The 23489-nt window shown below is 65.4% G+C and carries 21 protein-coding genes; 10 read left to right on the top strand and 11 right to left on the bottom strand.

Going from position 1 to position 23489, the window contains the following annotated elements; translation table 11 throughout:
* Positions 1–45 precede the first annotated feature (45 nt).
* Entirely contained in the window at positions 46–825 is a 780-nt protein-coding gene (locus D3260_RS08210; protein WP_147418137.1) for a hypothetical protein, read from the bottom strand.
* A gap of 451 nt (positions 826–1276) precedes the next feature.
* On the opposite strand from D3260_RS08210, the gene D3260_RS08205 reads away from it, so the two are divergent.
* From D3260_RS08205 to D3260_RS08190, 4 genes are all read left to right on the top strand, one after another.
* Positions 1277–3487 (top strand): bifunctional diguanylate cyclase/phosphodiesterase, encoded by a 2211-nt coding sequence (locus D3260_RS08205; protein WP_120098109.1) that lies wholly within the window; start codon positions 1277–1279, stop codon positions 3485–3487.
* Positions 3488–3550: 63 nt separating this feature from the next.
* Positions 3551–3973 (top strand): RbsD/FucU family protein, encoded by a 423-nt coding sequence (locus D3260_RS08200; protein WP_120098108.1) that lies wholly within the window; start codon positions 3551–3553, stop codon positions 3971–3973.
* Positions 3974–4033: 60 nt separating this feature from the next.
* The gene (locus D3260_RS08195; RefSeq protein WP_120098107.1) at positions 4034–4249 is read left to right on the top strand and encodes a TIGR02450 family Trp-rich protein; all 216 of its coding nucleotides are present in this window, start codon (positions 4034–4036) and stop codon (positions 4247–4249) included.
* Between the two features lie 97 nt (positions 4250–4346).
* Positions 4347–4967, top strand: coding sequence for a YigZ family protein (locus D3260_RS08190; RefSeq protein ID WP_120098106.1), 621 nt, complete (start codon positions 4347–4349; stop codon positions 4965–4967).
* A gap of 54 nt (positions 4968–5021) precedes the next feature.
* On the opposite strand, the gene D3260_RS08185 is transcribed toward D3260_RS08190, so the two are convergent.
* The 6 genes from D3260_RS08185 to D3260_RS08160 all read right to left on the bottom strand — a co-directional run bounded on the left by D3260_RS08185 (position 5022) and on the right by D3260_RS08160 (position 11121).
* Entirely contained in the window at positions 5022–5300 is a 279-nt protein-coding gene (locus D3260_RS08185; protein WP_120098105.1) for a peptidylprolyl isomerase, read from the bottom strand.
* Between the two features lie 140 nt (positions 5301–5440).
* The gene (gene hemG / locus D3260_RS08180; protein WP_120098104.1) at positions 5441–6871 is read right to left on the bottom strand and encodes a protoporphyrinogen oxidase; all 1431 of its coding nucleotides are present in this window, start codon (positions 6869–6871) and stop codon (positions 5441–5443) included.
* Between the two features lie 499 nt (positions 6872–7370).
* Entirely contained in the window at positions 7371–7574 is a 204-nt protein-coding gene (locus D3260_RS08175; RefSeq protein ID WP_120098103.1) for a cold-shock protein, read from the bottom strand.
* Positions 7575–7871: 297 nt separating this feature from the next.
* A complete protein-coding gene (locus tag D3260_RS08170) occupies positions 7872–8321 on the bottom strand; it encodes a YaiI/YqxD family protein (protein WP_120098102.1) in 450 nt (149 codons plus the stop codon).
* 118 nt (positions 8322–8439) lie between these two features.
* Positions 8440–8742: a hypothetical protein gene (locus D3260_RS08165; RefSeq protein WP_147418136.1), complete on the bottom strand. Its 303-nt coding sequence runs from the start codon at positions 8740–8742 to the stop codon at positions 8440–8442.
* 267 nt (positions 8743–9009) lie between these two features.
* Positions 9010–11121 carry an FUSC family protein gene (locus D3260_RS08160; protein ID WP_158583461.1) on the bottom strand — a complete coding sequence of 704 codons (2112 nt, stop codon included), beginning with the start codon at positions 11119–11121 and terminating at the stop codon, positions 9010–9012.
* Positions 11122–11319: 198 nt separating this feature from the next.
* Here D3260_RS08160 and D3260_RS08155 point away from each other — a divergent pair, with 198 nt between their 5' ends.
* Together D3260_RS08155 and D3260_RS08150 are read left to right on the top strand one after the other, a co-directional pair.
* Complete coding sequence (locus tag D3260_RS08155; RefSeq protein ID WP_120098099.1) at positions 11320–12219, top strand: CHAD domain-containing protein; 900 nt, start codon at positions 11320–11322, stop codon at positions 12217–12219.
* 375 nt (positions 12220–12594) lie between these two features.
* On the top strand, positions 12595–13059 hold the full coding sequence (locus tag D3260_RS08150; protein ID WP_120098098.1) for a 3D domain-containing protein: 465 nt from the start codon (positions 12595–12597) through the stop codon (positions 13057–13059).
* A gap of 367 nt (positions 13060–13426) precedes the next feature.
* Here D3260_RS08150 and D3260_RS08145 read toward each other — a convergent pair whose 3' ends face one another.
* Together D3260_RS08145 and D3260_RS08140 are read right to left on the bottom strand one after the other, a co-directional pair.
* Complete coding sequence (locus D3260_RS08145) at positions 13427–16171, bottom strand: M1 family metallopeptidase (protein ID WP_120098097.1); 2745 nt, start codon at positions 16169–16171, stop codon at positions 13427–13429.
* A 145-nt stretch (positions 16172–16316) separates the two neighbouring features.
* Positions 16317–16805 (bottom strand): hypothetical protein, encoded by a 489-nt coding sequence (locus tag D3260_RS08140; RefSeq protein WP_158583460.1) that lies wholly within the window; start codon positions 16803–16805, stop codon positions 16317–16319.
* Between the two features lie 61 nt (positions 16806–16866).
* Between D3260_RS08140 and D3260_RS08135 the strand changes: the two genes are divergently transcribed.
* Together D3260_RS08135 and D3260_RS18100 are read left to right on the top strand one after the other, a co-directional pair.
* Positions 16867–18924 carry a M48 family metalloprotease gene (locus tag D3260_RS08135; protein WP_147418135.1) on the top strand — a complete coding sequence of 686 codons (2058 nt, stop codon included), beginning with the start codon at positions 16867–16869 and terminating at the stop codon, positions 18922–18924.
* 52 nt (positions 18925–18976) lie between these two features.
* Positions 18977–19354: a DUF2188 domain-containing protein gene (locus D3260_RS18100; RefSeq protein ID WP_370456286.1), complete on the top strand. Its 378-nt coding sequence runs from the start codon at positions 18977–18979 to the stop codon at positions 19352–19354.
* Here D3260_RS18100 and D3260_RS08130 read toward each other — a convergent pair.
* Positions 19342–19902 (bottom strand): hypothetical protein, encoded by a 561-nt coding sequence (locus D3260_RS08130; protein ID WP_120098094.1) that lies wholly within the window; start codon positions 19900–19902, stop codon positions 19342–19344. The genes D3260_RS18100 and D3260_RS08130 overlap by 13 nt on opposite strands.
* 415 nt (positions 19903–20317) lie before the next feature.
* Between D3260_RS08130 and opgC the strand changes: the two genes are divergently transcribed.
* A complete protein-coding gene (gene opgC, locus D3260_RS18095) occupies positions 20318–20866 on the top strand; it encodes an OpgC domain-containing protein (RefSeq protein ID WP_120098233.1) in 549 nt (182 codons plus the stop codon).
* Positions 20867–20982: 116 nt separating this feature from the next.
* Positions 20983–22101 carry a GGDEF domain-containing protein gene (locus D3260_RS08115; RefSeq protein WP_120098092.1) on the top strand — a complete coding sequence of 373 codons (1119 nt, stop codon included), beginning with the start codon at positions 20983–20985 and terminating at the stop codon, positions 22099–22101.
* Between the two features lie 167 nt (positions 22102–22268).
* On the opposite strand, the gene D3260_RS08110 is transcribed toward D3260_RS08115, so the two are convergent.
* Positions 22269–23405 carry an alkene reductase gene (locus D3260_RS08110; RefSeq protein WP_120098091.1) on the bottom strand — a complete coding sequence of 379 codons (1137 nt, stop codon included), beginning with the start codon at positions 23403–23405 and terminating at the stop codon, positions 22269–22271.
* Positions 23406–23489: the final 84 nt, after the last annotated feature.

Below are 23489 nucleotides of genomic sequence, written 5' to 3'. Positions count from 1 at the left end.
TTGCGTTCGTGTCCGATGCGCCGTTCGAGGTACGCCGACCGGTCATCACTCGTCTGCGTCGGGCAGAAAACGCGGCTTGAGAATATCCCGCAACCGATCGTAGTCGATATGCAGCACCGGTGCGCCAAAGCGCACCGGCGCAATCTCGCCGGCCGGATACGCGACGGCGACATCGCCGGCCAGCAGCGCGACCGTTCCGTCGGGCGTGAATTGCCCCGTATCCGGCGCCATGCCCTTTTCATCCCGCCATTGTCGATAACGCGTGTGCAGGCGCTGCTCGAAGGCCGCGCGCCGACCGGGGCGCAACAGGTCGGCGAGCGTCAGCACGGCCCGAGTGCGCGTATCGATGACGAGAAAGGCGCGGCCGGCGATGTCGTGTGCACCGCCCAGATACACATCGGTGTCCAGCTCGACCACCGCGAGCCCGTCATGGGTATCGACCAGACGAGCACGCAACACGGCATGATACGGCGGCGCCGTCGGATCGGCCCGGCGTGCCGCCGCATCCGCGGCGAACAGGCGATTGGCGTAGCGTGCGTAGTCGGGCGGCGGCCCCGCCCCGTCGGACGATGACCGGCCGGCCGTGGCCAGCAGGCGCTGTCTGAGCTGTGCCTGCAGATGCGGCGCCGCGGCAAAGTGCAGCGTCTCCACGCGCACGGTCGGACAGGACTGACGACAACCGTCCGGCGCGAAGCGTTTTGTCTGCGTGACGACATCGAGCCCGTCCAGAGCCGGCTGGCCCAGCCGATAACCCGCCACGGCCCCGCCGACGGTCACGACGAGCAGCGCGAGCCATGCCATGCGCCGCCAGTATCGTTGCCTCATCGTTCACCTCGACTTGCCCAATCCGGTGCCAATCCGCGCGTTTTGTCGTATGCGGCCCCGTATCCGGCCGGACCACTCATTGTGTCTTGTCGCCGTCGTCCTCGCCGTGACGGGTCGATGGCCCCTTGCCATCGCCCCTGGTCCAACGGAATTCCCAACGCAAAACAGCATCGTACCGCCCGTCCGATGCCCATGGTCGATGTTGTGCCGGCCCGGCCGACGCAACGTCTACGACATGTCACCCATTGAGAAATCTCGTCATCGAACGATAATCGAGGTCGAGGTTGATCGGCGAACCGGCCAGGGTTCCGGAGCAGAGCGTTGACAGCAGTCCTTGCGGAGACAGGCACGCCGACGATCATCGACCGACCGATGGCGAATCGCGATCGCGCGCCGATGATCATGCCGTGGCCGGCCGGTCGGCTTGCTGGCAAAGCGCGTGAGACCTGCGATGCGTGACGACCGGCGCGCTCGCGAACGCCAGCTGCGACTCGCACGACGCCGCGCGCGGCTGGAACAACAGCGACTGGCACATCTTGCCCGCCGACGACTGCGCACCCGTGACGCCCGTCTGGCTACGGCACGCACCGAACTGGACGAGAGCGCAGCCCTGTATCGCGAGCTGTTCACCAACAATCCGCTGCCGCTGTATGTCGTCGATCGACAGACGACGCGTTTTCTGGAGATGAACAGGGCCACGACGGATCATTACGAATTCAGTCGTGACGAACTGCTGGAGATGACGCTTCGCGACATCGAGCCGGTCTCCGAACTGGCCGGCGCGGATGCGCGTCGGGCGGCGCTGTCCGGTGCCCTGATTCATACCGGCGTATGGCGGCATGTCACGCGTACCGGGCGCAGCCTGGAGGTCGAACTGTCGATTCATCCGATCGCCTGGCACGGTACGCCAGCCTGGCTGATCGTTGCCCGCGACGTGACCCAGCAGCGCAGCGTCCAGCGCACGCTGGACCTGCAAACACGCGCCATGGAGGCCAGCCATAACGGGATGTTCATCGTCTCCGCGGCGCAGCCCCAGGGGGCCGTGGTCTATCTCAACTCGGCCATGGCGCATCTGATGCGCCGTAGCCGGCAGGCCTTGATGGGCTGCTCGATGGCCGACCTGTTCGCCTGCGTCAACGCGCGCGAGGTCAGCGAGCTCAACACGGCTCTGCAGACCCGTTCACGCAGCCGGGCCGTGGTCTCGACGCAGGGCGCCGAAGGCGAGAACGCCTGGTTGGAGATCCAGGTCACGGCCGTGCCGGACGAGGCCGGCGAGACCGCGCACTGGATCGGCGTGGTCCAGGACATCACCGAGCAGAAACGCTTCGAGGCAACGCTTGCCTACCGCGCGGGCCATGACATGCTGACGGGCCTGCCGAATCGCGAGACCGCGGCACGCCGGCTCGCCGTTGAAATCGAACAGGCCAGCCTGCCCGGCGGCGGCGGACAGGTGGCCGTGTTGTTTCTCGACATCGACGACTTCAAGAAGATCAATGACCTGGGCGGCCTCGAAGCCGGCGATATCTATCTCAAGGGCGTGGCCGCCCGACTGGCCGACCGGATTCGTCGGGGCGATATGCTGGCCCGGGTCGGCGGCGACGAGTTCGTGCTGATCTCGCGCGACAACGGCAGCAGCGATCAGCTGCTGAGCCTGGCCGATCGTCTGCACGAAGTCTTCGCTGTCCCCATCGAACACCGCGACCAGGCCCTGGCTTCGTCGGTGAGTATCGGCATCGCCTGTTTTCCCGACCACGGCCACGACGCCGAAACCCTCCTGCGGCGCGCCGATCTGACCATGCATATGGCCAAGCGCCTCGGCGGTCGGGCCACTGAATGGTTCTCGGGCTCGCTCGAACGCCAGTTCCGCCAGCGCGGGCTGATCGAGAGCCAACTGCGGGAGACACTGGCGGCCCGCGCGTTTGCCCTGCACTATCAGCCCCAGATCAATCTGCAGACACAGCGTATCTTCGGCGTCGAAGCGCTGTTGCGCTGGCCCGACGCCGATCTGGCCTTCGCCAACCCGGCCGTGTTCATCCCCGTGGCCGAGGAGACCGGCCTGATCCGAGAGATCGGGCGCTGGGTCCTCGAACAGGCCTGTCACGATCTGGCCCACCTGCGGGCCACGACACATCCGACGCTGACGATGGCGATCAACGTCTCCGTGGAGCAGCTGCGCGATCCCGGGTTCACGGATATCGTCGCGGCCGTGCTCACGCAACACGCCCTGCCGCCGGACGCGCTGGAGATCGAGGTCACCGAGAGCGTCTGCATGAGTCATTACGTCTCGGCCGTGCATACGCTACATGCCCTGCACGCCTACGGCATCAAGCTCGCGATCGATGATTTCGGTACCGGTTATTCCAGCCTGAGCTATCTCAGCCGTCTGCCGATCCATCGCCTGAAGATCGATCGAAGCTTCGTCAACGCCATCAACGAATCGCCGCGCTCGAGCGAACTGGTGCGCATGCTCACGAGCCTGGCGCGTAATCTCGGCGTCGAGCCACTGGCCGAAGGCGTGGAGACCGACCTCGAGCGCCGCGCGCTGGTCGACTATGAATGCCCGCTCGCCCAGGGGTATCTTTTCGGCCGGCCCGTACCACTCGATGTGCTGCGCCCTCTGCTGGCGAGCAACCGGTCGGCCTGTAACATGATGGACGAGTGACGCTCCGCCGCGCTGCGTTGCGGGGCCGCGCGTCTCTGCCCTGGAATCAACCACAGGACCATCATGCTCAAGAACATCAATCCGCTGCTGACCGGCGATCTGCTCGGCATACTCGCCGACATGGGCCACGGCGACGAAATCGTGGTCGTCGATGCCAATTTCCCCGCAGCCGCCCTGGCCGGACGCCTGGTCCGACTACCGTCGGCCACCGCGCCCGAGGCCCTGGGCGCCATTCTCGAGCTGATGCCGATCGACGATTTCATCGATCCCCCGACGGCAGCAATGCAGGCGCCCCAGGCCCGGCCGGCCATGTACGAAACCTTCGGCGACCAGCTCCGTCAGGCCGAGGGCCGCGAGGTCGCCATCGACATGATCGAGCGTTTCGCTTTCTACGAGCGCACGCGCCAGGCCTATGCCGTCGTGGCCACCAGCGAGCGTCGGCTCTATGGCAATATCCTGCTCACCAAAGGCGTGGTCCGTGGCTAACCAACCGATGGGCCGCAATCGCGCGTCGCGGTTCGTATCCACGTCGGGGCCGGCCACCGAATGACCGATGTCCATCCGAACAAGCTGCAGAACAGCAAGTGGACGGCCGTTAAACCCACACATCGCGAACGACATTTCGTTGTGGTCGATATCGTGCGCGATGCGCGACAACGCGTGATCGATGTCGTACTCGAAGCGGTCCTGACGCGCCGGCGTTACACGCGCCCCTGGCAGGATCTCAAGGACGGCGACACATGGCAGCCGGGCTGGCATTGAATCCGATGCCCAGAGCCGGATCGGCCACACGGGGACCGTCGGCATCGGCTTGCCCACGACACCATGCCGGCATCTGGCCGGCGCGCCCGGAGAGCGAATGCGCTATCCCATCCCCGCCGCGTGTATCGAAACACCCCACATCGCGATACACGAGGTCCAGAAAAGTCAGTTCATCGGCTGGTGTGCCGCGATCGAGACCGCTGCCGATACCGCGCGGCTGATTGCCGATGCACAGACGCGATATCCGGACGCGTCCCATCACTGCTCGGCCTTCATCGCCGGCGCGCCCGGCGACGATCAGGCCATCGGCTTTTCCGATGACGGCGAGCCCGGCGGTACGGCCGGTCGGCCCATGTATCAGGTCTTGGCGGGCAGCGGTCTCGGCCACATCGCCTGCGTGGTCACACGCTATTTCGGTGGCACCAAACTCGGCACCGGCGGCCTGGCCCGAGCCTATGCCCAGACCGTCAGCCAACTGTTGGTCGATCTACCGCAGCGTACGCATATCCCGCGCCGCAACCTCACGCTCGACGTGCGCTTCGCGGACGAGCAGCCCACACGGGAATGGCTTGCCCAACACGAAGGGACGATCCGCGCCGTCGATTATCACGAAGCGGGCGTGACCCTGCAGGTGGGATGGCCGACGGATGCCACAGCCGATTTCGAGGCACTCGATGCCCGACTGGGCGGCCGGCTGTCGCAGGCACCGGACATATAGCCGCGACAACCGAGCGCCGCGCGAGATGGTGGCCGCGCGGCGCCATCTGGCAGTTCAACCGCGGCTGGTCACTTCCAGCAGGTGATAGCCGAACTGGGTCTCGACCGGGCCCTGAACTTCGCCGACCGGGGCACTGAAGACGACTTCATCGAAGGCCGGCACCATCTGACCGCGGCCGAACGTACCGAGCTCACCCCCCTGCTTGCCCGAGGGGCAGGTGGAATTCTGGCGCGCGAGTTCGGCGAAGTCCGCGCCGTTTTCGATCTGCTGTTTCAGCTCGACGCATTTCGCCTCGCTGTCGACAAGAATATGACGGGCACTGGCTTGGGCCATGGCAATCACTCATTGGGTCGGAGATGACAGGCGACGATGGTAAACGAAACCGCTGTGCATCGCCGCGCACGTCTTCGTTGGGCCATCGGCCCGGCCTGATTGGTGTTTCCCGTGAAACCGCCGTCCGGCGCCTCGCCGGTTCAGGGCGCGCGCCCGCGTGATCTCATCGCAGCGGCCAGCGCTTCGCCAAGCTGCCTGCCGTTTTCCAGGCAATCGCCAACCGCGATGCCATCTCGCCAATTGCCGGCCAGAGACAGGCCTTCGTGCGCAGTCAGGGCTGCATCGATACGCGCCAGACGCTCGAGATGGCCGATCTCGTATTGCGGAATCGCCTGGGGCCAGCGTACGACGCGCTGCCAGACCGGCGGGCCTGCAATACCCAGCAGATCGCGCAGATCCGTCGTTGCGCGTGCGACCTGCTGTGCGTCGTCGCCGCGCGCCGTATCCGGTGACTGACGCCCGCCGAGAAACACATTGAGCAGATGATGACCGGGCGGCGCGCGCCCGGGAAACAGGCTGGAAGGGAACAGCGTACCGAGCGTTTCACGTCCCTCGGCCCGCGGCAACAACAGACCGAAGCCATCCAGCGGATGAGCGATGTCGGCTTGGCGAAACCCCAGTGCCACGATACTGACCGGCGGATAGACAATCTCGGACAGGGCCTCGGCCAGCGTCGTGTCGATCGGGGCCAGCAAGGATGCCGCGACATGGGCCGGCACGCTCAACACCAGGCGTCGGGCGGCCCAGCGCCGGCCGGTGGCATCCGTGAGCTGCCAGATTCCGTCGGATGTGCGTTCGATCCGTTCGATCCGACATTCGCAGACGATATCGGCATGGCGCTGTGCGGTGATCGCGCTCTGCAGACGTTCGGCCAACCGTTGCAGGCCCCCGTCGAAGCTCAAGAGCCGGCCGCGCCATGCCCGTGGCACGGCCGGTGTGCTCTTGGCCCGACCGGGCAGCAGCCGCATCAGTCCGCCCCGGATCAGCGAGCCATACGCTTGTTCGAGCGCAACGAGCCGCGGCATCGCTGCCCGCGCCAACAGGCGTGCCGGGTCGCCGGCATAGACACCGGAAACGAACGGGTCGACGAGCCGATCCAGCACGCGCCGCCCGAGCCGTCGTTGCACAAAATCCGCCAGGCTTTCATCGGCCGCGGTCGAACGACGCACGAAAGGCTCGCGCAGGATGCCGGACCAGCCACGCCAGCCCAGCAGCGGATTGGTGACCGCATTGGCGATATTACTCGGCAACGCGACCGGCCGGCCTGCGAGCGCGACGAACCGCTTGCGACTTGCCGGGTCGGCCACCCGAGCCTCGTCGAGTAGATCGAGTTCGGCAAGCAGCGCATACAGCGGCGGCTTCATGATCACCGTGTTCGGGCCCTGCTCGATCTGCCACGGGCCGTCGCGCAGCGTGCGCAGGTTGCCGCCGACCTGCGGCTGGGCTTCGAGCAGCGTCACGCGGGCCTGTTCGCGAGCGAGCGCATGGGCCGCCGCCAGGCCGGTGGCCCCGCCACCAACGATCACCACATCCTGTACTGGGTCTGTCCTGGCCCGGCCACTCGTCATCATCGCCTCGCGAGAGCGGATGCGTCCGGCCCGCCCTGTGTCGTCATCGCTCCAGCATCAGGATACGCCCCGCAGCGTGTCATGCCGATCAAGGCGTCCCCGGGTCGCCGATGCCCAGGCCGGCACAGCCGGCGGCTCATGCAGGTGCGGCTGTCACCCGAGCGACTCAGCCCGCCTCGGGCATTGGGCCGCGCGGCTGATGCTGGGGCGTGTCGTGCGAGTCCACGCCGGCGCTCCCTGCCATTGACGAATAGGCGGCAAGCGGCGGCGTCGCGCGCGTCGTGCCATCATTCTGCGCCAGCTGTCCCGGTACGCTGGATCGGCGTCGTGTTGTTGATCGGGGCGCTTGCGACAACAGGTTGGGCCGCCCATGAACAATCGACGATGGCCGCCCGGCGAACTCTCGACGACAACGCTCGAACGACAACATCGACAGGCTCTGGGCACAAAAAAAGCGGGCTGGAGAACCAGCCCGCTTGGTTATCGCGTTGCCCGCGCCGCGTTAAAGCGGCTTAACGCTCGTCGCACACGGGCCTTTCTTGCCCTCGCCGACTTCAAATTCCACTGCCTGTCCATCGTCCAGCGTGGCGAAGCCCTGCATCTGGATTTCGGAATGATGGACGAACAGATCCTTGCTGCCATCTTCAGGAGCGATAAAGCCGAAGCCTTTCTCCGAACTAAACCACTTCACTGTGCCTTTGGCCATAATTTACTCTTGGTACTACGATTTTATGTGTGCAGTTGCCTGCGCGATCAAGCATACGCGTCACAGCCGCTGTACACGAACAAAAAAAACGCGGCACGCCATTCGCTGCGCGTCACACAGGGCTCCGACAACAAGCACGGTGTCATCCCTGGCGCAAGAAAGCGTTTATCGGCAGTCGCTTGGCGGCGCGCACCCGCGTGATGCAGTCGCGATCGATCCCTCAGGCCCGTGGCTGATTTATTTTCGCCGCCGGCGATGATCGGGCCCTAAAATCGCGTTATGCGACGAACACTGCGCTCAACGGCGCGCTCGGGTCAGCCAGCGATCGAGAGCATTGGCGAATGTCTGGCGTTCACGTTCGCCGAATGCAGCAGGCCCATCGCCATGGATGCCGGACGAACGCAGGGTGTCCATGAAATCGCGCATCGTGCGTTTGGCGGCAATATCGTCGGCGGTATACATCGTGCCCCGCGGGCTGAGCGCATGCCCGCCGTGAGCGATCACGGCCTCTGCCAGCGGGATATCGGCCGTGATGACCAGATCACCCGGCGTCAGACGCGCCACGATCACATCGTCGGCGACATCGAACCCCGTGCTGACCTGCAGCGCCTGAATATGCGCATCACGGGGTACGGCCAGCGCGTGGTTGGCCACCAGCGTCAGCGCCATCCCCGTGCGCCGGGCCGCCCGAAACAGAATCTGTCGAATGACCACCGGACACGCATCGGCGTCGACCCATATCTGCATGCCTATCCTCCCGCCCAATCGGATCGGGTGTACCTCGCATCGCCGCCCGGGCAACCGCCCTGCAGCCCGGGGCGTCCCATCGACCGATCCGGTCATGCCCACGATATGGCCCGACCGGCTATTGCAGCCACCGGAACCCCGAATAGAGTCCGAACAGCAAAGCCGACACCAGCCCGATGGTGATCAGCCCGACCAGAGATTGCCGAATCGCGGCCGTCACGGCGACGAACAAGAGAAAAGCGGCACCGGAAGTCCCGAATACCAGGACGTCGTTATCGGTCAGCGATACCATGTGGGTGAACACGATATAAGCCCCGAAAAGCGCAAGTACCAACGCCAGCGCCCATTGGAGATTGTCGATCTGTTCATCACGCGGGTCCGTGGCATCGGACGGCGACGACGTATCGGATTCAGGTTGCATGTCGAGACGCCGCATTGGCGTATTTCGGGCCCCAGCTTGCCAGCACGGTACGTCCCAATGCACACGCGATCCATCCGGGCCGGTCGACGAGCAGCCCGCGCAGAGATATATGTTGCCCGCCGATCGCACCGGCGATGTCCGATACCGCCGTAACGCCGCCCGCTTTCAAGACACGACGCTCGGCTTTTTGTGCTGGCCGTGTGCCGGTCCCCCGTCACCAACGACGCCACCAATCAGGTCGCGCTCGCCGCCGACCCGGCACCGGGATCAGGCCGTGACCAGCCCCGGGGCTCGTCGAGCCGCGGTCTGCACGGCCTCACCGTAGTCCGAGAGCGCGCTCGACATCACAGACGCCGAGATCGCCGCGCGACCGATCAATCGACGCGAGGACGTCGACGGCCGGGCTTTGATGAACGCGGCATCGAGATCGTGGGCCAGCGTGTCCAGTGTCTGGCGCAGCACGATGATAGCTTCGTGACCACGCCGATCCGCCAGCGCTGCCTCGACATCGGCGAGCACGCGTCCGGCCCGGTTCGCAAGCGATGCCGACAGGCAGGCGCGCCGGACGTAGACGCGCAATCGGCGTGCCTCGAGGACGAGATTGATCGCCGCCAGTACGGCCTGGTTCAGGCCATAGGGATGGTGCCCACGGCCATCGAGCAGCGCGAGTTGATTCAGCCGGTCGTAGACGCGCGACTCGAAGCGCACGCGCGATCCGTGGAGACCACGTGTCAGCTCACGGAAGAGATCGCGGATCTGATGCCGCAGCTGACGCTCCGGATCACGTTCGACGACCAGCGCGAAGGCCAGCATTGCAACCGTCACCGCGCCGTACACGCCGAGCGCGAACTGGGCGAACGTCGGCAGATCCAGACGCGCCGTATTCTGCGTGTGCAGCGTCAGCTCGAAAACCACGACCGTAATCCGCGCCGGCAGCGCGATCGACGGCTGTGTCATCGCCAGCCCGGCCACGAACAGGACCGGCGTGGTCAGCACCAGATACGACACAAAGCCGGTCGCCATCGGCACCCAGAAGAAATTGATCACGAACGAGGCTGCTGTGGCCACGATCGCCCCCTTGGCGAAGTTGGCGGCCGAACCGATCGGCGAGGGGCCGGCGGAGAACAGCGTGGCAATCGCACCGCCCAGCGCCACCATGATGATGCTCATGGTCTGGTCGTGAAAATGCAGCCAGAACGTCCCGGCCATGAGAATCGCGACCAGCGAAGCCAGGCTGTTGCGCAACACACGCGGCCAGTTCGTCGGCCAGCTGAAACCGGGCCGGTCGGGCGCGGCCTGCGCCGAGCGCGATGCGTCTTCCGAGACCAGAATCTCGTGCCGTATCAGTACGCTGCGCGTGCGCTCGGCCAGCTCGAGCGCACGCCCGAGGACCACGCGATCATCAATGGCGTGCGGTGATGCCCGGTCGCGTTCCGCATCCGCCTGCGCCACCAGCGCCGCATGGGCCCGGTCGAAATCATCTTTCAGCACCGCCGGCGGGACCGCCAGCGTGGCCAGATGCTCGGCGGCATCGGCCAGTTCGGCAAGCGGCGTGGTATCCAGTGCCATCCCGTGTCGCGCGATATGGACATGCAGCGCCGAGAACGCACTCGTCAACGACAACAGATCGCGATCCATGCGCTGCGCCACGCGGTCGAAGGCCGCAAAACCGGGATGTTCCCAGCGCACGTAGGGCCGCAGTGCTTCGAGCGAGAGCACCGACTGCGCGAGTCGGGCAAGCCGCGGATGCGGGTCGCCGGCGGACCCGCCGCAGCCGGTGGTCGTGGCCTGCGCGCTCGCGATGACCGCTTGCATCTCGCGGCCCACATCACGCAGGACCTCGGCCCTTCGGGCGTAATAGCGCCGGGCAGTGGCGCCGGTCGAGAACAGCACGTTGACCACGGCCACCACCACGGCCGCGACACAGCATTCGGCCACGCGTGACTGGGCGACATCGAACGGCGTGCTCGTGGACATCGCCGAAACGGTGAACATCACGATCACGCCGGTGATGAAACCGACCACGCCGAAAGCATGTGACAGATTCTCGCGAAACAGCTGCAGCCCGAAGGCACAAGCCGATACCCAGCAGGCCAGCGCCACGATCATCAACGCCGGCGTCTGACGAAACAGGCCGAGAATGATCAGGGCCGCGATGCCAGCCACGAGCGTGCCCCCTACCCGCGCTGCGGCCCGCGCGACCGTATTGCCCGGCAGGAGCTGCATCATCAGAGCGACCTCGAGCCCGGACCAGAACGGCCGTCCGAGTTCGAGCCACATGGCGATATAGATCGCCGTCGACACGGCCACCACCAACCGCAGCGCAAACAGGATCTGGTGTCCGTCGGGCCGGATCAGCCAGGCAATCGAATTCGGCACGCACTCTCTCTCGTCGACGACCCGTCGGCGGCCGGTCACTGATCCTGCAGAACAGGCAATAACCGGGCCGACAACGCGATGCCGGCCGGCCCGCGCGACGCGATCATGACACCATAGGGTAATGTGCGTAACCGGTATCGACCGCATCCGCCGGGCCGATTATTCCGGCCGGTGCGCCGATCGGGGTAAGGTATCGACATGGGATATCGCCTGCATCAACAAGAAACGGTCGTAGACGGTGTGCGTCGTATCGGGCGTGCGCAGATCGACAAGGCACGCGCGGACATCGGCCGGCCCGATCGTGTCGAGGCGGTGCATCAGGCGCGCAAACGCTGCAAGCGCCTGCGTGGCCTCGTACGGCTGGTGCGCCCGGCCCTGGGCAAGGGTTATGCCCGCGAGAACACCCGGTTCCGCGATATCGCCCGGACCGTCAGCGACGTCCGCGATGCCCAGGTGTTGCAGGAGACGTTCGATACCTTGATGGCCGCCTGTGACGACCGGATCGATCGTCGCCACTATGCCCCGCTCAGGCAGCAGCTCGTCGCCAAAGCCGAGTCGATCAGCGACGCGGACCTGGCCGATCGACTGGGCCGAATGGACGACGCACTGGCCGCTGCGCGCACGGCCGTTGCCGACTGGCAGCTGAGCCGCACGGGCTTCGCAGCTCTGGGGCCCGGTTTCACCAAGACCTACAAGCGCGCGCGCCGGCAAGGCCGCCAGGCTTTCGAAACAACCGACACCGAGCGCTGGCATGATTGGCGCAAGCGTGTGAAATATCATCGTTTTCATTGCCAGCTTCTGGCCGGCGCCTGGCCGCGTCCGCTCAAGGCCCGGGCCAAGGAACTCGACCGTCTCGGCGATCTGCTCGGCGATGAACACGATCTCGCGGTGCTCCAGACGTGGCTGGCGCACGGGGGCAACAAACTGCGCGACGACAATCAGCAGGCCCTGACGCAACTGATCGCTGAGCGGCGCACCGCATTGCGTCGACAAGCCGTCCCACTCGGCCAATGTCTGTTCGCGGACAAACCCAGGGTGATAACCGACCGCATGGCCCGTTATTGGCATGCCGCCGGCGCGGCGACGGCCACGGACTGATCGACGCCGGACTGCGCAGCTTGGCCTGCCCGCCGGGGTCCCTCAGAGCCCGGCACGGCACGGAATATCCCCGACGTGATGCTGCCCGGCGTTCGTTTCGGCACTCGGCATGCGCCGGGATCACCGACATGACGCACATCGACCGATACGGCATCAACGCCCCACCGCGTCTTCCATGACCGATGTGATTACCTCGACGAGGGTCGCTGCGATCCCCTGTGCGACAAGGGCTGGACCGTTCACGACACGGCGCCGAACGGATCCGGGCTTGCGCTGGCATCAACCCCGCTCGGCAATGCTCGAGGCGGGCCACACACTGGCAATCGGGCGCGATATCCGGTATACGAAAAAGACAAGCCGATACAACGAAATGCCTTGATCAATCGACAAAATGGTTCGATTTCGCTGGCATCGATCGTGTTTCTGGCGAGCGTAGCCCTCACCGGCTGCGACACGTCGGACAGCGAGCGCACGACGCAGCGAACCGATACATCCCAGACCGATGAAGTCGACCCCTGGTCACGCATGGAGGTGCGTGCCAGTTCCTATACGCTGGATCCACGTGAAACACGGGCAGCCGGGGACCAGATCGGCGCCTTCGGGCACAAACTGTCGCCCGACCAGAAGATCATCGCGGTCTCACGCGATCTGTTTCGCGCCGGCCTGATCGACGGCACAGAGGTTCGCATCGAAGGGCTCGACGGGGTTTATACCGTGCGCGACAAGATGCATCGACGCTGGCGCGAGAAGATCGACATTCTGTTCGCCAAGCGCGCCCGAGCGCTGAAATGGGGCATCCAGACGGTCACGATCCATTATCGACCGCCGCTGGCGCATTAGGGAACCTCTGATCTATTCATCCACGGTCGCGCCGGTGTCTTTTGCGCGCGTCTGACAAGACGCCGCGAGCGCCGTTTGCTGAATGCAAATGAGCGAGCGGCAACGCCGCTCAGGCGCGCGCAAAAGCCCGGCCGCCAAGCGGTTTGGCCCAAAAGGCCGCGCTACGGCGTTGCATGGCTGGATCATAGAGTGGCTATGACGCGGCGCCATGCGCCTTGTATCGTGGCCTTTGGGGACTCAAACGCGACCGTGGATGAATAGATCAGAGGTTCCTTAGACGGCCACAGCGTCATGGCCGCCCATCGGGCACCGCGGAGACGGCATCGCCCGGATCCCGGCGATGACCGGACGCCTTCAAGCCTTGCCGCTAGTCGACCGACATCCGTTGGCGCGCGGCCAGTGCGGCACAAAGCCGAATGGACTCGGCGGTCTGGGCCAGATTGCGACGCGCCCCGCGAAGCTGATCCAGGCGCGGCGTGAAGAAGGCTTCGAGCCGGTCCGCCGCCTCGACCGTGCAGGCACCGCCGGCCGCCAGCCCCGGCAGATCGCCGCCGGAAAACGGCCCGGTGCGGGCCTTGATCGCATCGAAATGGGTCGTGAACCAATGCCACATCGAGGCCGCCTCGTCGGCACTGCGTGCCGTGGCACCGTGGCGGTCGCCTCCGGACAATAACGCCACCATCTCGCCGGTCTTGATGTGCGGCGTCAGGGCGAAATTCCGGACGGTCTCGCGCAGTTCCGGATCCTCGATGCGCGCAAGCGCGGTGATCATGGCATTGCGCTGATCGGCATCGCCGTTGTGCCGCAGGGCATTCTCCAGCGCCTCGACCGCCGGACGACCATTGCGTCGCGCAGCCACGCTCAAGGCCGCGGCCAATAGATCCGGATTGACGGCGTCATAGGCCAGCGTGGCGTCGGTATCGGCATCCTCATCAAGAGCCGGCGCGAGCACTGCCCGACCACGCTCGGCAAGCGCGTCGGCCACAGCCGGCACATTCAGCGTGACGCCGAGAAACTCGGCCAATGTCCGGCGCAGCGCGGGCGCATCGGCCGACTCGTTCCGCCGGCGTGCATAGCCGAGTGCTTTCAGCCGCGGCAGATAGGCGGCTGCCGCAGCCTGTTGCACGTGTGCCCGAGCGGGGTCGCTGTCGGCCGCGTAGTGCCAGAGCCAGGCCAGGCCATGAATCGGTGCAGTGGCGACCGCCGTGGTCTTGGCCCCGGCCAGTGCCTGCATCGTGGCCAACAGCGCGTCCGGGCCGAGCGTGGCCTGTCGAAACGAGGCCAGCGCGGCATCGGCCAGTGCTATCTTTTCGCCGTCGTTCAGGTCATTTCGATGAGCCAGCAGACCGTCGAGACTGTGCCGATCGAGCGCGAATCGATAATAACCCGCGGCATTCGCATTGGGCATGATCCAGGCCGGCGTATCGACCGCACCGGGCAACGCCATACGCGCGGTTGACGCGGTCACGAGCTGGCAGTGGGTTCGAGACGTCCCGGCACCGCTGGGATAGCGCACGCACAACGGCAGCCCCCATCGCCGATCGGTTGCGCCATCCGAGCCCAATGGCAGATAGCGCTGCTGTCGCACGTCGAGTACGGCATGGCCATCCACGTGTCGCAGTGTCGTGCGGACGTAAGGCACGCCGGATTGATTCAGAAAACTCATGAATGCCGGTCCAAAGGCATCATCCGCCTCGGCCGTCTCGGCCAGCGTGGCGACCAGATCCTCGGCCGTGGCATTGCGAAACGCATACTGGTGGATGTAACGCTGCATGCCCTGCCGGAACACATCCGGGCCGAGAAAAGTCTCGAACATGCCGAGTACGGCGGCACCCTTGGCGTAGGTGATGCTGTCGAAGGCATTGCCGATATCGCCGATGGTCTCGATCGGCTGACGGATACGCCTGGCCGTGGTCAGGCTATCGTCGTTCATCGCCCGCTCGGCACCGGTGATGCGATCCAGACCGGCGTGATAGGCCGGCTTGAGCTGGTCGGTGATCTTCTGCTGCATCCAGGTGGCAAAGGCCTCGTTGAGCCACAGATCGTTCCACCAGGCCATGGTCACCGTATTGCCAACCCATTGATGGGCCAGTTCGTGCGCCTCGACCTCGAACGAGTCACGACGACTGGCCGCCGGCGAATCGGGGGTGCGCAACATATACCAATCACGAAAGGTGATCAGCCCGGCATTTTCCATCGCGCCCGCAGCAAAATCCGGGGCTGCCAGCACATCGAGCTTTTCAAACGGATAGCCATAGTCGAAATACTGTTCAAGCGCGGTCACCATGGCCGGCGTCTGCGCCAACGCTGGCTTCAGCTCGGCGCCACGATGGCGTGCGGCGATACCGCGCAGCGGGGTCGCCCTGTCCCGCCAGCGATTCGCGGCCACCGTTGGGCCGGTGACGACATCCCACGGCCCGACCGCAAACGCGACCAGATAGGTCGGCAGCGGCCGAGTCGGCTTGAAATCGAAACGCTGCCAACCATTGGGCTGCGCTGTCTGCCTGGCCACCGGCGTGTTCGCCAGGGCACGATCGGTGCCCGGCACCGTCAAATGCAGGACAAACGGCGTCTTGATATCGGGCTGGTCGAAGCTCGGAAACGTCCGCCGGGCACTCACCGCCTCGAACTGGGTCATGGCATAGGCCGCCCCTTGATGGTCCACACGATAGAAACCCTGGAGATCGGTATTGAGCGGCGCGGAATAGATAAAATGCAGACGCACCGTGCCCGCCGGCAACGGCCGATCGAAGTCGATGCGTGCCACGCCGGCCTCCGTATCGACTTCATGATATCGCCCGGTGCGGGTATGGCCGGCGTCGTCTGTTGCCTGAACCCGGGTGACGTCGAGGTTCTGGCCATTCAGCCAGACAAAGTCATGGGCCTCTTTCAGCACGACATCGATGGTGACCTCGCCCGTGAAGGCCTGTTCAGCCGGGTCGGCGCGCAGCGCCACATCGTAGCGCTGAGGCACGACCCAGTCCGGCAGCTTGCCCGTCGGCACGCCCTGGCCCGAATAGGCCGCCGATGCCGACGCGGCCGGCATCGAAACAAATATGGCCATGGCCAGTACGGCCACCGACAACAGTCGGCTCCCGATCGCTTGTTTCATCGTCTCCCCTTATCGGCGGCCGATCCAGCCGCGGCGCCCCTGCCACACGCACGAATCGGCGCGCGGACCCCACATCAAGCGATTTTCGTGCCGAATCGCTTGCCGGCTCCTGCCCCGGCCAGCGTTCCTGGCGATCGTCGCTCGATCAGCCGTACGGCGCACCGGCCGGCGCCTCGAGCGATGCCGTCGCGGCCGGCGTGTCGTCGCCGAGCACATCGCGGGCGCGCTCACAGCCATACATGGCGAAACCGAGTGCGTAGAGCAACAGCATGACCTCACAGAGTCGGCGCAGCGTGTAGCGACGCGAGCTGCGCGACAGAACAATCCAGTCTGCGTCGTCGAAACGTCGGGTGACGCGCCGAAACAATCCCAGATAAATGACGGCATAGGCCGGCCAGATGAAGATCGTCAGGCCCGCCAGATCGCGGCCGCCGAGCAACAGCAGCGCGAGCGGCGTGGCGATGAACAACAGACCGCCGCGGCGCTCCAGGCGGCGCAACCGCGCCTGAATCTCGGCGGTATTGTCGGCCGGCGCCGTGTCATCGCGCGGCATCGTCGCCCCCGACTCGGCGGCCGGCGCCGAGGACGATGCCGGCGATCGGGTATCTTGTCGGTTCGTTGTCGATTCGGTCATTGCTGTGCGTCTGTCCTTATCCACGACCGCGCGGGGCATCGCCGCGGGCGTCGCGGCCCCAATGCTTTTTCTTGTCCTGGCCGGGTTCGCGTGGTTCTTCGGCGAATCGGCCGCCGCGCCATTCGATAGCCGCTTTGCGGGCGGCCTGCGCCACGTGCAGCATATCGCCGCAGCCGTCGTGGCGGTATCCGCCGGCCTGTGGCTGGTGCTCGGCCTCGGTGTGCTGGGCTTGGGCCATCGCCGGGCACGCCGCGCCCGGCATTCGACGTCGGATCTCATCGCCACAGCGCGCTGGGCGCGGACGCGGCTCAGCGCCGCGCTTGCCGCCACGGCCTGTGCGCTGGCGGTCACGCTCACCGCGACCGCGATCTGGATCGACATCGCCATCGGCCTGAACGATCCGACCGACGGCGATCTGCCCCTGTTGCATCACGCCGGCGTCATGGCCTTTGGCGTGATCGTGCTGTTCGTGGCCATCGACCTGTTTGGATTCATCACCGGCGCGCGTGCCTGGCGCCGTGCTCTGGCCGAGGCGCCGGCGCTGCGCATCGCCGGGCGTCTGTTGCCCGAATCCGACGCCCCGGTGCTCTGGCAGAACGTCAGGGCCATGGCCGACCGACAGGCGGCCCGCGTACCGGACCAGATCGTGATCGGTTTCACCCACGGCTCATTCGCCACGGCGGTACCGCTGCGCCTGGAACCGGACATCGGCACAGTCCGCGGCCAGACGTTGTATCTGTCGTTGCTGGCGCTGGCACATCTCGACACAAACGAGTGCAATGCCCTGCTCGCCCACGAGCTGTCACACATCGCCCACGACGAGCTCGAACCGGCGATCACGCTGGCCCAGGAACAGGCACGCATCACCGAAGGCTACACCATGCTCGTCAAAGCCGGCGGGCAAGCTCGGCTGGACGGCATGCTGACGTGGCCGGTCGTGCTGCTCGCCCACAGCGTGATGGCCGCACTCGACCGGGCGGTGGCCGAACGACGACGCGCCGAGGAATATCGGGCGGATCGGCTGGCTGCTGAAGCGACGTCCGCGACGAGCGCCGCCGCCGCGCTGATCCGTTCGACCGCCTGCCAGGCCGTCGCACAGCGCGCGATCGAGGCGTTTCAGGAACGCATGTTCGAGAACGAGCGCCCGCAGAAGCCGTTTGCACTGGCCGATGCCTGGCTCGCGACCCACGCGATGCCGGCCCCGGCCCACGACGCGGCATCGACGACACCCCATGACCGACACCCGGACATGGACGCGCGACTGGCTGCACTCGGCCTCGATGCGGACCGGATGCGGGCCCAACGCGCCACCCGAACGATCGCCCCCGACGAGAGTGCGCTGGCGCGTTATATCGGCCGCACCGCGCCGATCGTCGAACAGCTCGACAGCGACATGCACAACCTGTTGACCGACGACTATGCCCGTTGGCTGCATACGCTGATCCGAGATCGCGCGCGGTTGCCCATCGACAATGTCTATTACGAGGACATGCGCGGGCTGATCATCGTGATCGCAGGCTTTGCCACCATGTCATTGCTTGCCGGCATCCTGATCCCGATCCTGACCGTCATCGATGAGCCGGTACCGATTCTCTCGATGCTCGGCACCGGCGTATTCGGCCTCGGACTGGCGGCCTGGCGCCTTGGCAACGCGGCGCCGTTGGCCGTCGAAGTGACCGAAACCGAACTGGTCAGCCCACGTCTGCGCGACCCGGTGCCGATCGATGCGCTGGACCATATCGGTTTCGATCGACGCGGCCAACTGCTGAGCGTGTATCTACAGCTGGATCCCGAGGCCCCCCTGCCACGCCGCAGGCGACGTGCGTTCAATAAAGCCTGTGTCGATCCCGAGCATCATCGGCTTCTGTTGCATTTCGGCCCGCTGCGCACCCGAACCGGCCGCATCGATCACGCACGTTTTGCCGAGCGTCTGACCGCGGCCCTACAGGGCCAAGCCGCCAGCGCGACGCTCGAAACCCTGGATGCGTCCGATCGAGCCGTCGATACAACATCGACCGAGCGGCCCGTTGAATCAGACCGTGCACCGCCGGCGCTCAAGGCCACAACCGAAGCGCGGGCGCGAGAGGGCGGATCGACAGGAAACAGCCATGACGGCTGATGTGTCATGACCAATCGCGATACCGTGCCCATTCGCGAACGAGGAGACGGATATGCGAACTCGATACAGGATTGTCTGGGACACCGCCGCCTCACAGTCGCAGGTCACCCGCACCGTCAACACGCACGCGATCAAGAATTTCGACACCAAACCGCCAGCGATCGACCACGGCGCCACCGTGACACGCAACAACCAGCCAAGCCAGCTCGCCATCAAGAATCGGACGCGGCCAGATCGAAGACGAACGCACCGACGAAGACGATCCCTTCCCGCCGCCCGGATAGGCCCGTATCACGCGAACAGACCGGCTACGCCGGTCCATCGACGGCGCACCGAACGCCCGGGTTGCCACACCACACCGGTATGCAGCGCGTCGCCTGCCGCCGGCCGGGGCCGGTCTGAACGATCGCTGTGTCGTCAGCCGCGATAGCCGGGCGCCTCGGCGAGCCAGTGGGCGTGGGGCGCTGGCCCGTCGGCGAAGAAGATCGGGAATTCGTGGGCATCGAGCTCGGCCAGATGTCGAGCGTACCAGTCAGCGTAAGCCGTCACGTCCGCGCGCGCCGGGCGCAGCGCGGAGCCATACGTCCGTTCGAAGTCCGCGGCCAGCGTCGTCGGCTCAGCCGCCACGCGTGACCAGGCCACGCTGCCGACCGGCCCGACACTGTCCGTGACGATCGCTGCCCCACCCGGCCAGGCACCATTCGCGCCCAGTACGCCGATCTCGTAACGCCAACATGTCCCGGCCGGCGACATGCCGGCGTGGAGATAGAGCGCGGCATAGCCCCGGGTGTGCAATCGGGCCACCATCCGGCTGATGCGCGCCGGCAGTACCGCCTGCGCGACTGCCCCCGATTCGGTCCTTGCCAGCCACTCGTCGGGCCGTCCATCCCCGCGACGATCGACCGACGCCTCGACCGGCCGGCGAGATCCCGCGCCGCGTGAACGGCCGAGATGAGCGAGCCAGCGTCTGACGGACATGGGCTTTCTCCTTTTCATGTGTCACACAACGCCTGACCAACACGCCATGACGGACAGCGCCAGCCCGCGGGCAAAGCGCCCGGCATGGTTCAGCACGAATCGACCCGGCCTGCAGCGGACCGCCTCATCGGCCCGGCACGGGGACGATGCGATCGCCCTATCGGAGCCGACCCGTTCTGCTGCGGGCCTCACGATACGGTCAGCCGCCCGCGAACACCATCGCCGGCGCTGTCTGTCGATTTATTAACCCGGCCTAAAAATAGATGATTTTTCGGGTTGATAACGCGCGTGTTCGAAAGCACGCGCGCCACGGCCAGCGCCCTCATGCCGATTACAAGACACTGAATTTAATGCCTGTATCGCGTTGGCCAAGTGTGTGCAGAAAGCGCTGTTTTCGTATCATCCGGGGGAGACGATGCCGATTCAGCACACGCTGCGTAACGCACGCGAATGGTTGGCGTCATGGCCGTCTCGTGGCGGTAACACGCGGGGCCGATCGGCACCGCCGACCAGAGCCCGGTCCGATGCGCGGGGTCGCGCGATACACGATCAGCGCGTGGACACGCTGCGCGGGCTGATGCTCGTCATCATGACCATCGATCATCTAGGGCCGCTTTCGCGCTTCACGATGGAACCGTTCGGATTCGTCTCGGCGGCCTGGGGTTTCGTATTCCTGTCCGGCTATATGGTTGAGCGGCCTCGGACATGCCTCGATCCAGGTCTTTGCGTTTCACCTGATCATCGTCTATTTCACGTTTCCGTTCGGCGCGCCCATTCGGGCCGTCGGCGGCGCGCCACTGTACGCCGGCTATACCGTGCTTTGCCTCGCCCTGCTGACGATTCCCGCACATCGGACGCACCGTTGCCGCCCCACCACTGGATGATTCGAGCAGCGCGTTTCCCCGGCGTGGCGGCATCGCCCCCGGCTCACGGCTCGTACCAAGCACGGCGGGCCATTGCCTGACATCATCGTGACCGCGGCCGGCACCGACACTCCGGTTGCGGCCCTCCCACGATCGATGTCTTTACGGCACACTGATATCGGTTGAATAACAGCGCAATGCTTGCGAAGGCGTAAATATGGGTTTCGATTGGCGGCGCTCCCGCGAGCCGGTGGATGTCTACCGGGCGCTCGTCGCCGATCTTGCCTATAGCCACGTGCCAACCGTCGTCATGGCGCTCCTGCTGATCGGGATCGGCACGTATGCGTTCGTGCGCAGCGGCGACAACACGATCGCCGTGCTGGTCATCATCAGTGTGATCGCCAATATCGCCAAGATCGTCTTCAGTGCGCGACATCGGGCCTTTCTGGCGCGGCGCGAAGCCACGCTGCATGAGTCGCGCCGGTTCGAGCTGGGCCATGCCGCCACCACGTTGAGCCTGGCCGGGGCCACCGGGGCGTTGGTGTCATCCTGGTTCACCGAACCGGACGTGTCGCTGCACCTGATCGCCACGGCACTGTTGTTCGGCTACTGCGCCGGTATCGTATCGCGGGTATCGGTGCGACCGTTCATGGCCGCTGCCGCCGTCTCGATCGCCAGCCTGCCGGTCATCGTTGTCTGCGTATACGCAGGCAGTAACGGACGCCTGCTCGTCGGTGTGGTCTTCCTGATCTTTCTCACCGGCTCGATGGAAACGATCGGCCATGCCTATGGCAACGCCCGACGTCATATCGAGCTGCGACTCGTCATGGCCAGCCTGGCGCATCACGACCCGCTGACCCAGCTTTGCAACCGCCTCGGCCTGACAACCGCCTTCGGCGAAATGAAGCGAACCGAGTCGCACAGCGTGGCCCTCCATGCCTTCGATCTCGACGGCTTCAAGGCCGTGAACGACCAGTACGGCCACGAAGCGGGGGATCAACTGTTGCAGGCGCTGTCCGATCGGTTGCGAGAGGCCTTGCCCGACGACACGACCATCACCGCTCGTATCGGTGGTGACGAATTCGTCGTGGTTCAGGGCAACGTCCGGAACGCACAGGCCCCGGCCGCCATGGCCAAGCATCTTTATGAGCTATTGTCGCAGCCTTACATGCTCGACGGTGTCTGTACGCAGAAGATCGGCCTGAGCATCGGCTATGCGGTCGCCCGGGCCAATCAAGCCGAACTGGATGATCTGCTGCGGCGCGCCGACCGCGCCTGCTACGCCGCCAAACGCGCCGGCGGCGGCGTTCGGCGGGCGCTTCGCATGGCCAAATAGCCACTCGGCGTCGTACATCGAGTGCCATGCGTCTTGCCCCGGCAGCCGTGCCGGCACGGCAAGACCCGGGCGGCTTTTTCAAACGGCCGGCTGTCTACCGTTCCGACGAGCCCGCCCCACCCCCGAACGCGCCGGTTGCAGCGATCGGGGATCGGGCGTGCCGGCGATCACGCCTGGTTGTCTGCGATCATCGCCTCCCGCGCCTTGCGCGCCTGATCTTCCGGGTAGGTCGGGAAATCGACATAGCCACGGGCATCGCCGCCGTAGAACGTGTCCGGATCGTACTCGGCCAGCGGCCAGCCGTTGTACATCCGCTCGACAAGATCCGGGTTGGACGTATACATGCGGCCGAACACGGGCAGATCGATCAGGCCGTCGGTGATCATCCGTTCGGCGCTTTCCTTTTCCAGATTGCCGGCCAGTAGGAGGTTGCCGCCATAGGTCTGGCGGAACGTCCGCAGATAGTCCATGGGCAATGGCGCCATGCCCTGTCCCCCCTGATCATGCAGGTGGATATAGGCCAGGCCGCGTTTTTCGATTTCGCGGGCCAGGTAGAGATAGGTCTCGCCGTTGTCGTCGTATTCCGGCATGTCGAACAGCGTGCCGTGCGGCGACAGCCGGATCCCGACGCGATGGGCGCCGAGCGCCGCCACGCATTCATCGATCACTTCCATGACCAGACGACAGCGGTTCTCACGACTCCCGCCGTAGACATCGTGACGATCATTGACGCCGGGATTCAAAAACTGCTCGAACAGATAGCCGTTCGCGGCATGGATCTCAACCCCGTCGAAGCCGGCGTTTCGGGCGTTGATCGCGCCCTGCCGAAAATCGTCGACGATGCGCTTGACCTCGGCTGTCGCAAGCGCCCGCGGCTTGCTGGCCGACAGCATGTTAGGCCGACCCTGTGCGTCATATCCGAATGCCTTGCCGCCCTGGGCTTCGCTCGGTCCGACCGGAGCCTTGCCAGCGATCTGAATCGATGTGTGCGATACCCGCCCGACGTGCCAGATCTGGGCAAAAAAGGTGCCGCCACGCGCGTGCACGGCCTGCGTGGCCTTCTGCCAACCCCGGATCTGATCGGGACCGAAGATACCCGGGTTGAACAGATAGCCTTGCCCTTCGCGCGAAATCGGCGTGCCCTCCGAGATGATCAGCCCGGCGCTGGCGCGTTGCCGGTAATACAGCGCGCCCATTTCATTGGGGATATCGTTCGGCGCGCGCGAGCGGGTCATCGGGGCCATCACGACCCGGTTACGCAGATGCAGGCCACCGACGTCGTAGTTCTCGAACAATGCACTCATGGACTCGTTCCTTGCCATCGGGCGCGGTCGGATTCACGCAGCCCGCGGCGTTTAAAACCATTGAGCACAAGGTATCGATGCACA

This window comes from Salinisphaera sp. Q1T1-3 (assembly GCF_003602005.1).
Classification (GTDB): Bacteria; Pseudomonadota; Gammaproteobacteria; order Nevskiales; family Salinisphaeraceae; genus Salinisphaera.
This window is presented reverse-complemented; position numbering and strand designations above follow the sequence as displayed.

Excerpts from the sequence above, each read along its gene's own strand:
- D3260_RS08210 (WP_147418137.1), bottom strand. The coding sequence starts at position 825 with ATGAGGCAACGATACTGGCGGCGCATGGCATGGCTCGCGCTGCTCGTC.
- D3260_RS08205 (WP_120098109.1), top strand. The coding sequence starts at position 1,277 with ATGCGTGACGACCGGCGCGCTCGCGAACGCCAGCTGCGACTCGCACGA.
- D3260_RS08200 (WP_120098108.1), top strand. The coding sequence starts at position 3,551 with ATGCTCAAGAACATCAATCCGCTGCTGACCGGCGATCTGCTCGGCATA.
- D3260_RS08195 (WP_120098107.1), top strand. The coding sequence starts at position 4,034 with ATGACCGATGTCCATCCGAACAAGCTGCAGAACAGCAAGTGGACGGCC.
- D3260_RS08190 (WP_120098106.1), top strand. The coding sequence starts at position 4,347 with ATGCGCTATCCCATCCCCGCCGCGTGTATCGAAACACCCCACATCGCG.
- D3260_RS08185 (WP_120098105.1), bottom strand. The coding sequence starts at position 5,300 with ATGGCCCAAGCCAGTGCCCGTCATATTCTTGTCGACAGCGAGGCGAAA.
- hemG (WP_120098104.1), bottom strand. The coding sequence starts at position 6,871 with ATGATGACGAGTGGCCGGGCCAGGACAGACCCAGTACAGGATGTGGTG.
- D3260_RS08175 (WP_120098103.1), bottom strand. The coding sequence starts at position 7,574 with ATGGCCAAAGGCACAGTGAAGTGGTTTAGTTCGGAGAAAGGCTTCGGC.
- D3260_RS08170 (WP_120098102.1), bottom strand. The coding sequence starts at position 8,321 with ATGCAGATATGGGTCGACGCCGATGCGTGTCCGGTGGTCATTCGACAG.
- D3260_RS08165 (WP_147418136.1), bottom strand. The coding sequence starts at position 8,742 with ATGCAACCTGAATCCGATACGTCGTCGCCGTCCGATGCCACGGACCCG.
- D3260_RS08155 (WP_120098099.1), top strand. The coding sequence starts at position 11,320 with ATGGGATATCGCCTGCATCAACAAGAAACGGTCGTAGACGGTGTGCGT.
- D3260_RS08145 (WP_120098097.1), bottom strand. The coding sequence starts at position 16,171 with ATGAAACAAGCGATCGGGAGCCGACTGTTGTCGGTGGCCGTACTGGCC.
- D3260_RS08140 (WP_158583460.1), bottom strand. The coding sequence starts at position 16,805 with ATGACCGAATCGACAACGAACCGACAAGATACCCGATCGCCGGCATCG.
- D3260_RS08135 (WP_147418135.1), top strand. The coding sequence starts at position 16,867 with ATGCTTTTTCTTGTCCTGGCCGGGTTCGCGTGGTTCTTCGGCGAATCG.
- D3260_RS18100 (WP_370456286.1), top strand. The coding sequence starts at position 18,977 with ATGCGAACTCGATACAGGATTGTCTGGGACACCGCCGCCTCACAGTCG.
- D3260_RS08130 (WP_120098094.1), bottom strand. The coding sequence starts at position 19,902 with ATGTCCGTCAGACGCTGGCTCGCTCATCTCGGCCGTTCACGCGGCGCG.
- opgC (WP_120098233.1), top strand. The coding sequence starts at position 20,318 with ATGCCGATTCAGCACACGCTGCGTAACGCACGCGAATGGTTGGCGTCA.
- D3260_RS08115 (WP_120098092.1), top strand. The coding sequence starts at position 20,983 with ATGGGTTTCGATTGGCGGCGCTCCCGCGAGCCGGTGGATGTCTACCGG.
- D3260_RS08110 (WP_120098091.1), bottom strand. The coding sequence starts at position 23,405 with ATGAGTGCATTGTTCGAGAACTACGACGTCGGTGGCCTGCATCTGCGT.